Here is a 15,190-nt window from a genome sequence, read left to right as displayed (position 1 = left end):
GTACATGCAAAAATTAGTTGTTTTAAAATCCCGTGCAGTACCGCTGCCGGCAGAGAATATAGATACAGACCAAATTATTCCGGCAAGATTTCTTAAAAGCATTGACAGAAAAGGTTTTGGAGAGAACTTGTTCAGGGACTGGAGATTCAATATTCATACAGGAGAACCGAATCAGGATTTTGTTTTAAACAATCCTAAATTCAGTGGTGAAATTCTTGTTGCGGGAAATAATTTCGGCTGTGGAAGCAGCCGTGAACACGCGGCCTGGTCTTTGACAGATTATGGCTTCAAAGTAATCATATCAAGCTATTTTGCTGATATTTTTAAAGGAAATGCCCTGAACAACGGACTTCTCCCTGTGAAAGTTTCTGAAGAATTTTTAAAAGAAATTCTGGAAGGAATCCAGGAAAATCCTGATAATGAAATTGCCATTGATGTGGAATTACAATCGGTAAGCTTTAAGGATACAACCGAAACTTTTGAGCTTGATTCCTATAAAAAAATATGCCTGCTGAACGGCTATGATGATATTGATTTTTTAATCAGCAAAAAGCAGGCTATAGAACAATTTGAACAAAAAACACAAAAGTATGAGCAACAGTTATTTTAAAATAGCAGTTCTTCCCGGCGACGGGATTGGGCCGGAAGTGGTCAGTGAAAGTATTAAAGTATTGGATGCTGTAGCAGAAGTCTTTAAATGCAGATTCCAATATTCCTATGGATTAATGGGTGCTGAAGCCATTTTTACAACTGGCAATCCACTTCCCGAAGAAACATTAAAGATTTGCAAAGATTCGGATGCCGTTCTTTTTGGAGCGATTGGAGATCCGGTTTTCGACAACAATCCTGAGGCAAAGGTAAGACCTGAGCAAGGGCTATTGAAGCTTCGTAAAGAACTGGGATTGTATGCTAACATCAGACCTCTGAAAACCTATCCTTCACTGATTGATAAGAGTCCTTTGAAAAGAGAGATTATTGAGGGAACGGATATTCAGATTTTCAGAGAATTGGTGAGTGGTATTTATTTCGGTGAAAAATTTACAGATCCGGATGGCAAATACGCCTATGATGTCTGTAAATACAGCACGGAAGAAATTATTCCTATTGCCCATATGGCTTTTAAAGAAGCTGAAAAAAGGAAAAAGAAGCTTACGCTGATCGATAAGGCTAATGTTCTGGATACTTCAAGGCTTTGGAGAAAAACCTGCCAGAAGATTGCCTCTCAATACCCTGATGTACAGCTGGATTATATATTTGTTGATAATGCGGCTATGCAGCTTGTTCTGAACCCAAAACAGTTTGATGTTATCCTGACCGAAAATATGTTCGGAGATATTATTTCTGATGAAGCCAGTGTTATTGGCGGTTCCATCGGGCTTTTGCCATCTGCGTCAATAGGTGAAGAAAACGCGCTATTTGAACCTATTCACGGTTCTTATCCGCAGGCTAAAGGAAAAGGCATTGCCAATCCTGTGGCCTCTATCCTGAGTACAGCCATGATGCTTGATTATCTTGATCTTCCTGAAGCTGCTGACAAATTGAGAAGGGCAGTGGAGCACGCTATTGAGAACAGATATGTTACAGTAGACCTTAATGCTGAACAGCATTATTCTACAAGTGAGGTAGGGAGTTTTATCGCAGACTATATTAAGTATTCTGAGAAATCCTATTACAATTTTGAAAATATTAAGATCGGAAAATCTACAATCGTATAGTTTTACACATAGTTCACATAAATAATAGATTAGTTAGAAGGTTCTGTTCATTCATTTGAGCAGAATCTTTGCGTTTCTATCTGCTTAAAATTTATAAGAACATGCTTTTTAAGTCACAAAAGCTTATTGAACACTTTAGTTATTTTAAGGTTAATACATTATGCATACGAAGTACACTTAAGTTATATTAAAATCTTTGATTTTAGGTTTAATATTTTCAGGATATAAAACTTCTGAAACTAAAGTGTTCAAAAAACAAAAAAACTTTTGTGCCTAAATTTCAAAAAAAGGTTCCACTCAAGTGAGCAGAACCTTTTGGTTTATTTTTTAGTGTTATCCGTTTTTCCTGATTTGTTTTTGGAAGACTTCTGAACATCTTCTTTATCAATATCAGGAGGATTGCTTTTTTCTGAGGAAGCAGGAATATTTTGAAAATCCTGATTCTGTTTTTTCGTTTCTGCACTGTTGGCAGATTCTTTCTTTTTGTTGTCTTTTGAATCCATAGCTTTACATTTTTAGAGTCCTAAAACACCGAGTTTGCCGGTTTCATCTTCTATGGTATAATCCAAAGCTTTTGCCAAAACGAAAATATTATTAAGATTTTCTATTAATTGTTTGCGGCCTTCCGTTCTCAGCTGATTCTCATTAATAGATTTAATTGCAGTTTCCTTAGCTTTCTGGGTAACATTTTTAATATCTTTTTCTGAAATCCTGTTGAAAAAAGAATCGTCCAGCGACTGGATCTCAACGCTAGGCGTAATTCTTATTTCCGCATCAGGAAGTTCAGTGATAACCAGCTTTTTGTTGATAGAATCTACTTCTATCTTCATCTTGTTAAGATCATAAGAAACCTGTGCATTGGTCTTGGTATAGGTAATAATGCTGTTGTTTGAGACTTCTTTTCCAAACACTTCATAGCTCATCTTGGTTTTCTGCATGCTGGACATATTCTGTTCCATGACTACCATTTTATTCATTTTAGAAATCTGGTTGGTAAGAATATAATAATCTGACTTCTCCGTCTTTTCACCAAAATTAAAGCATGATTTAAGCCCGAAGAAAAGAATCAGCATAACGATAATTCCCGCTGCAAATGATATGATTACTTTGTAATTTCTCAATTTTATTTGTTAAAAATTTCTTTGATTACAGAACTGTCGTCTTTTTTCACGATTTCAGCCAAATCCCTTTCAATATATCCTGTTTTAGGCATTTCTATGATCCTTCCGATTTCTTTACCGTACCTTTCAACAATAATGGTGGGAACTTTCTGGATGTTATAACGGACCTCGTCTCCTGTAGGAGATTCCTTTTTGCGGTTAACAGCAATGATCGTGAGCTTATTATCCTGATATTTTAATTCCTCAAGAATCTTCATCAGTCTTGGAAAATCTCTGTGACTGTCTTCACACCATGTTCCTATAAAAACAACAAGAGAATAAGTGTTGAACTTGGCTTTCTTTAGTTCGCCGATCGCCTTCTGATCAATAGCATATTCGTCATGCTCTTTCACATACCAGTCTGCATACGGAGCTTTTAAGAACTGTTCTTTAAATTGGTTCCCTAAAAGCATTTTGCCGTCGTTCTGCGTGTCTACTTCACGGTTCATCACCACTTTTTGGGCACTGAATTGCTGGGAAGCCAGAACTAAGCTTGAAACGGCAACAATATTGGTAATAAATTTCTTCATATTATTTTTCGATAATTGTTTTTAAATCTGCAGGGGAGTAGTACTTGTTTTTAAGAACTTTATGGTCTGCTTTTCTGTAGACATTAAATTTCTCTCCTGATTTTTCATAAAAAGATTCTACCTCTTTTTCTTTGTAAAATGCTACAGTTTCCTCTGCCTGTTCTGCAGTATCACACGCTTTAGACATATTGGAACGTTGTACTTCGTTAAATAGCTCTACAAATTTATTGCCAAGTCCGAATTCCAATACAGCTCCGCTTAAAACATATTGAAGATCACACAGGGCATCAGCTATTTCTACGATGTCATTATCAGCAATAGCCTGCTTTAATTCATTTAACTCTTCCTGAAGAAGTTCAACTCTGAGATTGCATCTTTCCTGGGAAGGGATTTGTGGTGTATCTAAAATAGGGGCTTTAAAAGTGGTGTGGAATTCTGCAACTTGGTTCAGACTGTCAATTTTATCCATGAATTTTATTATTTACCGCAAAGATAGAAAACGATTTTGGAAAATTTGTAATACCTATTAGATATCTGTTCTGATAAAAAGTTAAATAATCGTTGGCTGCAAACATGTTTTCACTAAAAACCCACAGCTTAAACTGTGGATTTTTTTATTGTCAAATCTTTCTGATTGATGTTAAAATAGTAATAAAATATTATTCCAGTTCTTCATACTTCCAGATGCCTGAAATATTTAAAAGTGTCAGACCCGGTTGTTTTTCACCATAGCTGAATACACAGATATAGTTTGAATGACAAACCTGACAGTCTGTGCCAAAATATAAGGTTGGTAAATCGTTTACCGTCAAATCTCCAAAATGGGCCATTCTTTGTGAGGTTTCGGTAATAATTTTGTTATTTAATAATTCACTTTTTGATAATACTGCATCTTCATTATAAATCTGGAGGATCGGAAATCCGGTTTCATATGGGAAAATTTCAATTGTATTTTGATGGCCGCAATCGCAGCAGGTATATTTTGTTGCAGCAGATGGAATTATTTCATCATTGCTGAAGTGTTTCTTTATAATAGCAGCCTGCTTGCTGATTTTAATTTTTTTTGATATTGAATGCATCTGAGTTTATTTATTGCTGAATAACAGTTCCTACCAAATTATTGTACTTTCCGCTTGGACTTTTTTTAATGGTAATTTTCACATAGCCTTCCTGTGCCAGTTTATTCCATGTTTTCTGATAACCTGTTGCTACATCGATCGGGATTTTCCACATCGTCTGTTTTCCACCGCCAATCTGATTAAACCAGGGAATTACATCTGCTGTTTGAGATTTGAAAGGTAGTAAATTATTCAGGACATCTATTTCATAATAAAAATCATATTTGTTTTCAGGCTGGTTTAAGGCTCTTTGTGAAAAAGTATAAACATATCCGTTAATGATCGGACTGGTGAAACTTCCTCCTAGAGTTGGATTTCCATTTCCGTCATAATTCCCGATGGCTCCGCTATATCTGTCGAATTTTTGTCCCGTCTGAAAAGGAACTTCGTCAACAATATTGTATCCTCCGTTTGCAGGCGGCCAACCGCCATTCAGGTTGTTAGCATTAAACAATGCTTCCAGTTCGCTCCATTTTCCAAGTTTATATAAGTCAAAAGCCTGATTTCTGATTGCCTGACTTACGGTTCCTGCCGTATCATAGGTTAAAGCAAACTCATCTGCATTTTTATAGAATACGTGTGTAACGACTCCCGTTGGATTATCAGTTTCTTCATTATCCGAACTGCAGGCAACTGAAAAAAATACGGTTGTCAATAAAAAGATGCACTTAAATAAATGTTTCATAATAAAAGTTTTAATGGTTTAGTTTTTTAATAGTACAGATAATTCTGTTATTTTTTTATAAAAATTATAGTATGAGATAGGTTGTCTGTTCTGATGACATGAAAAGACATTCCTTCCTGTAACCTGACATAGCTTTGACAGTGTAAAAATGGTATTCTTGAGAAATAGAGTCCATTATATGAGCCAAAGAGTCGGTTTAGGGGGTATCTCAAATACTGATTCGGAAAACGGTACAGTGGAAATAGTTTTGAGTGATAAATTTAAATCAAAAATTTTAAATAGTAGTTAATTTTTTAGTAATAAAGCATTATGCGACAAATTAAAGTAAAAGAATAGATGCCTTAATGAAATTTATCCTAAATATTCAAGAGCAGTTAGGCTTCATACATCATCAGGAAATCTATCATTTATTTTCAAATAAAAAGACTGCCCGGAAAGGCAGTCTTCAAAACGTTTATTTAAAGGTTATTAATTTTTAATGAATCTCTTAGCTGCTTCTCCAATCTGGATCATATAAGCTCCTTTAATAAGTCCGCTTACATTCACACTCCCTCTTTCCAGTTTTCCTGAATTGATCAGTTTTCCACCCATATCGAAGATCTTATAATCTTCTGATGCCGTATTTGAAATATGTAATATATCTTTTACAGGGTTTGGATACAGCTTGAGATCAGTGATCAGATCTTGGATATCAAGAAGTTCTCCTTTTCCTGAAGAAACAATATTCAGGGTATAGTCTTCAACCTGACCATAAGTATAAGATCCACATGAAGAAGTTGGTGCAGAGCTGTACTTCATCATCACTCTCATTCTTGTAGAACCTACTGCAGCAGTTGCAGGAATAGTGATACTTCCTGTTGCGGGAGTTGTGGTAGATCCTGCTTTAGACCATGCTAATTCTCCGCTGTCTGTAAAGTCACCGTCACCGTTATAATCGATATACACTGCGTAAGCTTCGCTGTAAACCGTTGATGTCCATGTAGGAGTTACTGAGATGGTATAAGTGCTTCCTCTTGTTACGTTGGTAGAAACAGAAGTGAAGTTTTCATACCCCGCAGTTCCTGTTGAAGTATTGTTAATGGTTCCGAATTTCACATTTCCGATTCTTTCATCTGCTGTATTCGTTGCAGAAGCTGTACAGTAAGTCACCGTACCTCCGGAAAGTGTTGTAACACTTACTGTATTGCTTGAAGGCGATACATTTCCTGCTGCATCTTTAGATTTTACACTAAAGCTGTACGTTGTGGCAGGTGTTAAGCTTGTTACCGTATATGTTGTGGACGCTGTGGAACCAATTAATGAAGCCCCTTGATAAACATCGTAACCTGTAACCGCTACATTATCTGTGGCTCCGCTCCATGAAAGATTAGTGGTGGTAGAAGTGGTTCCGGAAGCTGCAAGGGTAGGAGCTGTAGGAGCTACTGTATCTGTGCCTCCTGAACCTGCATTTACAGTGATATTTGCATTATTAACATCGAAGAAAATATGGTTTGAACCTTTTACCATAATCCTTCCCGTTGTAGTAGACGAATTTGGAATGGTTATCGCCTGAGTTCCGTCGTTCGGAGTTCCGGCAAGAAGGGTAGTCCATGTATTTCCACTGTCTGTTGACCAAAGAATATCTACATTAGCAGCATTTACGCCATTGGCTGTTGTTCCCGCTACATTCCATGTAACAGTTTGTGAACTTCCTCCTGAATAGGTTGTGGCTGAATTTTGCGATGAAACAGTGAAAGGTCCAGCTGTTCCGTTTACAGTAATCACAGCATCATCAGAATTATTTCCTGAACCTCCGGCTCTGTTGTCGCGAACAGTAAATCTGAAGTTTAAAGATCTTGCTACATTGGGCAGTGCTTCTACCGTTATTTCTGAACCTGCAGTGGTGGTGGCTCCTGTTAAGATGGATGCCATTCTTGGGAAATATCTTGTTGGAGAAGTGGTAGGAGTCCATGATCTGAAAGTAGGACCTGATGCTTTGGTAGCACTTGCTGCAGAACTAGCTCCGGTTTGGGATGATGATGCATTATCCATCTGTTCCCAGATATAAGTTAATGAATCTCCGTTAGCATCGGTTCCTGTTCCTGTAAGCATGAACGGTGTGCCTTTCGGAATGGTATAATCAAGGCCGGCATTGGCTGTAGGGATGGCATTTCCTGTAGAAGTGCTTACCGGACATGTTTTAGCTTTGATATTATTAGTAATCTGCTGGATGCTTACGGCATGGAAAAACGCATCCGAATGGGGCTGTACATCCTGGCCGGTAATGCCTGCATACCCCATGATCGTTGATCCTGAGCCAGGCTCCATGTTAACGCCTGTACCCTCATTGCCGTGAGAGAAGGTATGGTTACCTCCGAACTGATGTCCCAATTCGTGGGCTACATAATCAATGTCAAAATTATCACCTGAAGGAATAGCATCTGCCGGAGAAGTGTACCCGCTTCCTTTTGAACCGTTTGTACAGATACAGCCGATACAGCCTGCATTTCCGCCTCCTCCAGAAGCTCCGAATAAATGCCCGACATCATAATTGGCTTCTCCGATCACAGAGGTCAGTGTACTTTGAAGCTGGAATTCCAGTTGCTCATTCCTGATGCCGCAGAATAGGGATCTGTAGAGGCGTTGGTATAAATGACAGCATCATTGTTGGAGATAAGAACCATTCTTGCTGCAAAATCTTTTTCAAAAACTCCATTTACACGGGTCATTGTGTTATTAATGGCAGCAAGAGCATTTGCTTTAGTTCCTCCAAAATAAGTAGTGTATTCTCCGGTAGTTGAAAGAGCAAGTCTGAATGTTCTCAGTTTGGCATCATCTGCGTTCGGCCTTGCAGCAAGGGTATTGGATACTCCTTTTTGTGCCACATCAATAACGGTACATTCGAATTTATTGAGATCATCTTTTTTGTCTGACTTTCTATATACTACATAAGAAGAAAGGTCTTTGGCATAAGGCTCAATAAAAACGGCAGATTTGTCGCCATAGATCTCCATGGAGGAAAGACCAAGCGGAGAAATACTGAAATACACCGTTGAATTAGAATCGGTGAGGCCTTCACCTACGTAAGATTTGATATCCGGATATTTCGCGGCAAGCTGAGGGTCGAAGTTTGAATTTTCTCTCACTTTAAAATTTTCCATATTTCCTTCAGAATTAGGAAAAGAGATGATGATTTCTGATTTTTCTCCCGGTGCAAGCTTTTTTGGGGCTCTTGCGAGAGCATTTTTTAATCCTTCAAAATCTAAACTATAGATTTTCGGATTGTTAATTGAGGTTTTGTTTTCAAAAATGTCTGAAGGTGCTTTTTTTGAACCTTCACTCCAGAGACGATCAGTCTGCGCGAAAGAAATGCCCGTAATAAGAAGCATTCCAATCATGGATAATTGTTTTTTCATAAATTAATTATTTGATTGTGGAATATCAAAGCTAATAAAAAATATGTTACGAAAATCAAAATTATTTAAGAAAAATTTAGAATATGTGTTCAATTTATTATGCAATACATTAAAAATACATTATCTCAAAAAAAGAAAATAGCATACGCTAAATACGTATGCTATTCATTTATTGCTAGAATAATTCTCAATTACATTCTATCATCAGCAGTAGGTCCGTAAAGTCCCGGAACTTTATTTCCTGTTGATCTTAAATAAACTACAAGTTCACCTCTGTGATGATACAGATGATTGTACAAAAATCCTCTGATTACCTGTATTTTCTGTGCAGGAGGGAAAATAACGTTTCCGTTCATTTCCATTTTCCATTCATTAAAATAAGTACTTTCATCAGAATTTTCTAAAACTTTCTGAGCCTTGGCAACATTTTCTTCAAACTTTGCTACTATATTTTCAGCTTTAGAAATATCTCCCTTATCGTACTGGTAAGCTCCCATATCGAAAACATCCAGATTAAAGGTAGGATCATACCAATTGTATACCTCTGCAATATGGGATGCAAGCTGTCCGGTAGTCCAGTTTTTCTCAGAAGGTTTCCAATCTAAGGCACTGTCAGGAATTGCTTTCAAAATTTTTCTCGTGTTTTCTGCTTCATGCAGAAATTCACCTAGAAGAGCCTGTTTAATCATTTGAGAATTTATATTTAAAATTATTTTGTAATGTCTCTTCCTATTACCAGTCTCTGTATCTCTGAAGTTCCTTCTCCTATGGTACATAATTTAGAGTCTCTGTAGAATTTCTCAGCAGGAAAATCTTTTGTATATCCATAACCTCCAAAAATCTGAACCGCATTGTTTGAAATTCTTACACATGCTTCGGAAGCATATAATTTTGCCATTGCCCCTTCTTTGGTCATCTTTTGCTTGGCATTTTTCAGTGTTGAAGCTCTCTGGATCAAAAGTTCAGCTGCATCAATTTCAGTAGCCATATCAGCCAGCATAAAGTTGATCGCCTGGAATTCAGCAATTGCTTTTCCGAACTGATGTCTTTCTTTAGCATATTTTAAAGCCGCTTTATAAGCTCCTCTTGCTGTTCCTAAACTTAAAGCTGCGATAGAAATTCTTCCTCCATCCAGAATTTTCATCGCCTGCTTAAATCCTTCACCTACTTCTCCCAAACGGTGTGAATCCGGTACACGAACATTATCAAAAATAAGTTCAGCTGTTTCAGAAGCACGCATCCCCAGTTTGTTTTCTTTTTTTCCAGAAGTAAAGCCAGGCATTCCTTTTTCTAAAACAAAAGCAGTGGAGTTATTTTTAGCACCTATTTCGCCTGTTCTGGTCATTACTACGGCAATATCTCCTGAAATAGCGTGAGTGATGAAGTTTTTTGCCCCGTTGATGATCCACTCATCACCGTTTTTTACAGCAGTAGTAGACATACCTCCTGAATCAGAACCTGTATTGTGCTCTGTCAATCCCCACGCTCCAATTACTTTTCCTGAAGCTAACTGCGGAAGCCATTTGTTTCTCTGATCTTCATTTCCAAACTCATAGATATGATTGGTACAAAGTGAATTGTGTGCAGCCACAGAAAGACCAATTGATGGGTCTACCTGAGAGATCTCATCCAGAATAGTAACATACTCATGATAACCTAAACCGGAACCTCCGTACTGCTCAGGAACTACAATCCCCATAAAACCCATTTCTCCCAACTGGTGAAATAAATCTTTTGGAAATGTCTGGCTCTCGTCCCACTCCATAATATTCGGTCTGATATTTTTTTCAGCAAATTCTCTTGCTGTTTCCGCTATCATTTTAATGTTGTCAATAGTCTCTGTGTTCATATAGATAAAATAGTTAGTTCCCAAAGATAATTAAATTGACGGAAAGCCAAAAATAATTATTTAGCTCATAGGACTATATGCACAATATTTTAATAATCAATTTTTTATATTTTAATAATTAATGATTTCTTAATAAAAATTTCAGAACTTTAAGTGTTTTAATTTACTATTTTAGTCACCCAATTTTTAAGAATGAAAAAACTTTTACTACCTGTCATTTTAATTTCATCATTTGCTGTTGCCCAGGCTCCTGCCGGTTATTATGACGGAACAGTAGGACTTACAGGCTATGCACTGAAATCTAAGCTACACGATATTATTTCTGAAAAAAATGTCAACTGGCATTATGGTGATTTACCCAACCTGTACAATCAGACAGATTTAGATAAGTATTATGATTATGGGCCGGGTAATACTACTATTTTACTCGATATTTATTCTGAAATTCCTACCGGGGCTGATGCTTATGAGTATACATCGGCAAATTTAATAAGTACTTCAGGTGCTGAAGGATTGGGGTACAACAGGGAACATGCAGTTCCGCAAAGTACTTTTGACAGTAATTATCCGATGTATTCTGATTTACATTTTGTGATCCCTACGGATGCAAGAATCAATCAGCTCAGAAATAATTATCCTTATGGTGTTGGGAACTCCACGGTTCATTATACATTTACAAACACATCCAAAATTGCCAATAGCGCTATTCCTGGTTATATTTACACAAACAGGGTGTATGAGCCTGTGGATGAATTCAAAGGTGATATTGCTAGGATGCTGCTTTATTTTGCAGTAAGATATGAAGATAAGCTGCCTTCATTTAATTACTCAACCAATATTAATCCTGCGATAGACCGATCTCCGTTTGACGGAACGGCAGAACGGGCTTTTGACCCTGCTTATATTTCGATGCTTCTTCAATGGCACCTTCAGGATCCTGTATCTCAAAGGGAAACAGACCGAAATAATGCCATCTATACTATTCAGAAAAACAGAAACCCTTTTATTGATAACCCGCAATGGGTGAATTCTATTTGGGTACAGACACCTGATGCTGTTGCACCACAGGCTCCTTTAAATTTAAATTCCACTCAAACCGGAGCTTACTATACTCATTTGGCGTGGTCACCGAGCACGAGTCCGGATGTTATCGGATACAATATTTATCAGAATGGCGTTTTCTTAACCACTACAAAATCTACATCAATCGTTATTGATCATCTCGCACCTTCCACCTCTTATTCTTTTACAGTAAAAGCATATGACCAAGGTTATCTTCAATCTCCTGACAGTAATGCAATTACTGTATCTACATTAGCTGCAGACACAAATTCTAGAGATCTGTTTATCGTTAAATATATTGAAGGAACAGGGAATAACAAAGCTCTGGAAATTGTAAACAAAACCGGTCATGAAGTAGATTTAAACAATTACAGCATAAGAGTACAATATTACAATAGTTTATATGATTCTTATTATTATGGTAACAGTTTTGAACTTGAAGGAAAGATACCCAATAATCAGAATTTTGTCATTCTGAATCCTAAATCTGCATTATCATGTTACACCAATAATGATGCACGGTTTCTTACAGCAGGTGATGCCCTGACTTTTGCAGGAACCCAATATGTAGAGTTGGCCTATAAGTCAACAACGGTTGATGCTATAGGAAGTAAATTTGTAAGTAATTCATACGGAGATGTTTCTCTTTACAGAAAAACTACGGTAAGCCAGCCAACCACTACTTTTACGATTGGTGAATGGGATTCTTACTCTGCTGATTATTGCCAGAACCTTGGAACATTGTCTACAACTGACCTGATCACTTCCAACAAAGAAGTTAAAATTTACCCGAATCCTGTTAATGACAATCTTTTTATAAATGGAGAAACTCAGGACATAAAAACAGCTCAGGTATTGGATCTTTCAGGAAAAGTTATTTATACAGAAAATAACCCGTTCAGAAATAAGAAAAATATTTCCGTACAGCATCTTTCAACAGGGTTATATTTCTTAAAACTTGATGATAAAGCCTATCAGTTTATCAAAAAATAATAAGTAACTGTCATTGCGAGCGGAGCAATCTCCCAATTAATAAAGTTGAAAATCTTGTATAGATTGCTTCGCTCTGCCCGCAATGACTTCAGTAATGCTTATGTTTAAAGCTTCATTGATATAAGCAGATTCACTAATAATCAATATCTATAAGGGTTTCTGCTTATATTTTTTATTTATAAGTAATTATGCTTATATTTGCATAATGATAGCGGTCATAACCGGTGATATTATAAATTCACAGCATGCAGACACAGAAGTTTGGATCACCAGACTCAAGAATCTCCTGGTAAACTGGGGAAGTTCACCGCTCGCATGGGAAATCTACAGAGGAGACGAGTTTCAGTTCAAATGTAATATTGATGAAGTTTTCTGGCGTTTTCTAGCTATCAAGTCTCTCATAAGAAGCCAGGAAAATTTAGATGTACGGATTGCCATAGGTATTGGTGAAGAGAATTTTTCCTCAGAAAAAATCACCGAATCCAACGGAACGGCTTATGTACATTCCGGAAGACTGCTCAACGACCTTAAAAGTGACGGCCACACCGTTTCTATAAAAACCTCAAACGAAGCCGTAGACAGGGATCTGAACATCCTTCTGAAATGGTCTTCAAAAGACTTCGACAACTGGACGGTAGCTACGGCGGAGATCATTCACGAAATGATCATGAACCAGGATATTACACAGGAAGATCTCGCTAAGAAATTTGCTATTTCACAGTCCTCGGTAAGCCAGAGACTGAAACGTGCCAACTACGACCTTATCGTAGAAACTAATCAATATTTTAGAAAGAAAATCTCAGAACTGTAAGCATGATTTTTACTCAACTCATATTGGCACATCTACTCGGAGATTTTATTCTTCAGCCAAATTCCTGGGTTGCAGATAAGGAACGCCGTAAGCTGAAAAGCCCGTATCTGTATCTTCATGTTCTGATTCATACTGTTTTAAGCTTTGTTTTTCTTTGGAATACAGATCTGTGGTGGATTTCATTGCTTATCGGGATCACTCATTTTATAATTGATGCCTCAAAACTGATTTTCCAGACTGTAAAGAACAAGAAAAAATGGTTTTTTATTGACCAATTATTGCATGTTCTTGTCATAGCCGGGATCTCATTCTATTGTAAAGAATTCAGTTTCGGTTTTCTGCAGAACCCACAATTTTTGAAAGTATTGATGGCTGCATTATTCCTGACAACACCGGCTTCAATTTTTATTAAGATAGTATTGTCTTCCTGGACTCCGGCCCCGGAATCACAAAGCAGTATACAGACCGAATCCCTGTCGAGTGCAGGAAAATATATAGGAATCCTGGAACGTCTTCTGGTTTTCACTTTTATTATGGTGAATCATTGGGAAGGCGTGGGATTTATGGTTGCAGCCAAATCCGTTTTCAGATTCAGTGATCTGGCACAGGCCAAGCAGAGAAAACTGACAGAATATGTGCTCATTGGCACATTGTTGAGTTTTGGATTGGCTGTTTTAACAGGAATTTTAATTAAGTAATATAAAATAAATCTAACTAATACGAATTTAGAAATGGAAAAGAAAGAAATGTTGTACGAAGGTAAGGCAAAACAAGTATTTGCTACCGATAATCCTGATCAAGTAGTAGTACGTTTTAAAGACGATGCTACAGCATTTAATGCTCAAAAAAGAGGATCTGTTGATTTGAAAGGTGAAATGAACAACGCCATCACAACTTTGATTTTTGAATATTTAAATGAAAAAGGGATTAAGACTCATTTCATTAAACAATTGAACGAGAGAGAGCAATTGGTAAGAAAAGTATCAATCATTCCTTTGGAAATGGTAGTAAGAAACTACTCTGCAGGAAGCATGGCTCAAAGATTAGGAGTGGAAGAAGGAATTAAATCTCCGGTTACCATTTTTGATATCTGCTACAAAAAAGACGAATTGGGAGATCCGCTTATCAACGATCACCACGCCGTTTTCTTAGGAGCAGCAACCTATGAGGAGCTTGATGAGATGTATGAGCTTACTTCTGACATCAACGAAATCCTGATTGATCTTTTCGACAAAATGAATATTATCCTGGTCGATTTCAAAATTGAATTAGGAAAAACTTCTGACGGTGAAATCATCCTTGCAGACGAAATTTCTCCTGACACTTGCAGACTTTGGGACAAAGACACTATGAAAAAACTGGATAAAGACAGATTCAGAAGAGATTTAGGAGAAGTTACCGAGGCTTATGTAGAAATCTACAATCGTCTTAAAACTTTACTGAATAAGTAAAGTTTAGAGGTTAGAAGTTAGATATTAGAGGTTAGTATGAAATCGCACAGGATAGAAGATCTTAAAGTTTGGAGTAAATCAATGGCTTTGGTAAAAGAAGTTTATTTGGTGACTGCAGAATTACCAAACGAAGAAAGATTTGGCTTATTGTCTCAAATTAGAAGATCTGCCGTTTCAATACCTTCTAATATTGCAGAAGGAGCAGGAAGGAATAATAAGAATGAATTTTATCAATTTCTCGGAATTGCGTTTGGTTCAACATATGAATTGCAAACTCAGTTACAGTTATTAATAGATTTAAATTTTATTTCTGAAACTAAAATTCTTCCCCTAAAAGAACTTTTAGCTGAGATACAGAAAATGATTTATTCATTAAAGACAAGTTTAAAATTATAATTGAAGTTAACTTAGACTAATTTCT

17 protein-coding genes are annotated in these 15,190 nt (G+C 36.9%); 7 read left to right on the top strand and 10 right to left on the bottom strand.

The features are described from left to right. Positions 1-4: 4 nt before the first annotated feature. Both leuD and leuB read left to right on the top strand, forming a co-directional pair. Positions 5-610, top strand: a complete 606-nt coding sequence (gene leuD / locus DRF60_RS08655; RefSeq protein WP_116011706.1) for a 3-isopropylmalate dehydratase small subunit — start codon at positions 5-7, stop codon at positions 608-610. Further along, positions 591-1,715, top strand: coding sequence for a 3-isopropylmalate dehydrogenase (leuB, locus tag DRF60_RS08650; protein WP_116011705.1), 1,125 nt, complete (start codon positions 591-593; stop codon positions 1,713-1,715). Before leuD ends, leuB begins: the two co-directional genes overlap by 20 nt. Before the next feature lie 320 nt (positions 1,716-2,035). On the opposite strand, the gene DRF60_RS08645 is transcribed toward leuB, so the two are convergent. The 10 genes from DRF60_RS08645 to DRF60_RS08605 form a co-directional block, all read right to left on the bottom strand. Beyond that, complete coding sequence (locus tag DRF60_RS08645; protein WP_048504084.1) at positions 2,036-2,218, bottom strand: hypothetical protein; 183 nt, start codon at positions 2,216-2,218, stop codon at positions 2,036-2,038. Positions 2,219-2,230: 12 nt separating this feature from the next. Continuing rightward, positions 2,231-2,836: a DUF4230 domain-containing protein gene (locus tag DRF60_RS08640; protein WP_116011704.1), complete on the bottom strand. Its 606-nt coding sequence runs from the start codon at positions 2,834-2,836 to the stop codon at positions 2,231-2,233. 2 nt (positions 2,837-2,838) lie between these two features. Then, entirely contained in the window at positions 2,839-3,405 is a 567-nt protein-coding gene (locus DRF60_RS08635) for a thioredoxin family protein (RefSeq protein ID WP_116011703.1), read from the bottom strand. Between the two features lies 1 nt (position 3,406). Further along, positions 3,407-3,874: a pyrophosphohydrolase domain-containing protein gene (locus tag DRF60_RS08630; RefSeq protein ID WP_116011702.1), complete on the bottom strand. Its 468-nt coding sequence runs from the start codon at positions 3,872-3,874 to the stop codon at positions 3,407-3,409. A gap of 190 nt (positions 3,875-4,064) precedes the next feature. After that, on the bottom strand, positions 4,065-4,484 hold the full coding sequence (locus DRF60_RS08625; RefSeq protein WP_116011701.1) for a hypothetical protein: 420 nt from the start codon (positions 4,482-4,484) through the stop codon (positions 4,065-4,067). Positions 4,485-4,494: 10 nt separating this feature from the next. Beyond that, a complete protein-coding gene (locus DRF60_RS08620; RefSeq protein ID WP_116011700.1) occupies positions 4,495-5,208 on the bottom strand; it encodes a glycohydrolase toxin TNT-related protein in 714 nt (237 codons plus the stop codon). A gap of 468 nt (positions 5,209-5,676) precedes the next feature. Then, complete coding sequence (locus DRF60_RS08615) at positions 5,677-7,755, bottom strand: GEVED domain-containing protein (RefSeq protein WP_262510871.1); 2,079 nt, start codon at positions 7,753-7,755, stop codon at positions 5,677-5,679. Between the two features lie 5 nt (positions 7,756-7,760). Further along, positions 7,761-8,603 carry a zinc-dependent metalloprotease gene (locus DRF60_RS21770; RefSeq protein WP_262510870.1) on the bottom strand — a complete coding sequence of 281 codons (843 nt, stop codon included), beginning with the start codon at positions 8,601-8,603 and terminating at the stop codon, positions 7,761-7,763. Between the two features lie 191 nt (positions 8,604-8,794). Further along, positions 8,795-9,292 carry a DinB family protein gene (locus tag DRF60_RS08610; RefSeq protein WP_116011699.1) on the bottom strand — a complete coding sequence of 166 codons (498 nt, stop codon included), beginning with the start codon at positions 9,290-9,292 and terminating at the stop codon, positions 8,795-8,797. 20 nt (positions 9,293-9,312) lie between these two features. Next, positions 9,313-10,452: an acyl-CoA dehydrogenase family protein gene (locus DRF60_RS08605; protein WP_116011698.1), complete on the bottom strand. Its 1,140-nt coding sequence runs from the start codon at positions 10,450-10,452 to the stop codon at positions 9,313-9,315. Between the two features lie 192 nt (positions 10,453-10,644). Here DRF60_RS08605 and DRF60_RS08600 point away from each other — a divergent pair, with 192 nt between their 5' ends. The 5 genes from DRF60_RS08600 to DRF60_RS08580 all read left to right on the top strand — a co-directional run bounded on the left by DRF60_RS08600 (position 10,645) and on the right by DRF60_RS08580 (position 15,165). Next, complete coding sequence (locus DRF60_RS08600) at positions 10,645-12,507, top strand: endonuclease (RefSeq protein ID WP_116011697.1); 1,863 nt, start codon at positions 10,645-10,647, stop codon at positions 12,505-12,507. Between the two features lie 205 nt (positions 12,508-12,712). After that, complete coding sequence (locus DRF60_RS08595) at positions 12,713-13,318, top strand: SatD family protein (protein ID WP_116011696.1); 606 nt, start codon at positions 12,713-12,715, stop codon at positions 13,316-13,318. 2 nt (positions 13,319-13,320) lie between these two features. Further along, entirely contained in the window at positions 13,321-14,016 is a 696-nt protein-coding gene (locus tag DRF60_RS08590) for a DUF3307 domain-containing protein (RefSeq protein ID WP_116011695.1), read from the top strand. Between the two features lie 33 nt (positions 14,017-14,049). Further along, on the top strand, positions 14,050-14,769 hold the full coding sequence (purC, locus tag DRF60_RS08585) for a phosphoribosylaminoimidazolesuccinocarboxamide synthase (RefSeq protein WP_047402036.1): 720 nt from the start codon (positions 14,050-14,052) through the stop codon (positions 14,767-14,769). Positions 14,770-14,805: 36 nt separating this feature from the next. Further along, complete coding sequence (locus DRF60_RS08580; protein ID WP_116011694.1) at positions 14,806-15,165, top strand: four helix bundle protein; 360 nt, start codon at positions 14,806-14,808, stop codon at positions 15,163-15,165. Positions 15,166-15,190 lie beyond the last annotated feature (25 nt).

Origin of the sequence: Chryseobacterium elymi, assembly GCF_003385495.1 — a bacterium.
Lineage (GTDB): Bacteria > Bacteroidota > Bacteroidia > Flavobacteriales > Weeksellaceae > Chryseobacterium > Chryseobacterium elymi.
Note: the sequence above shows the minus strand (reverse complement) of the source record. Positions and strands in the feature narration are given on the sequence as shown.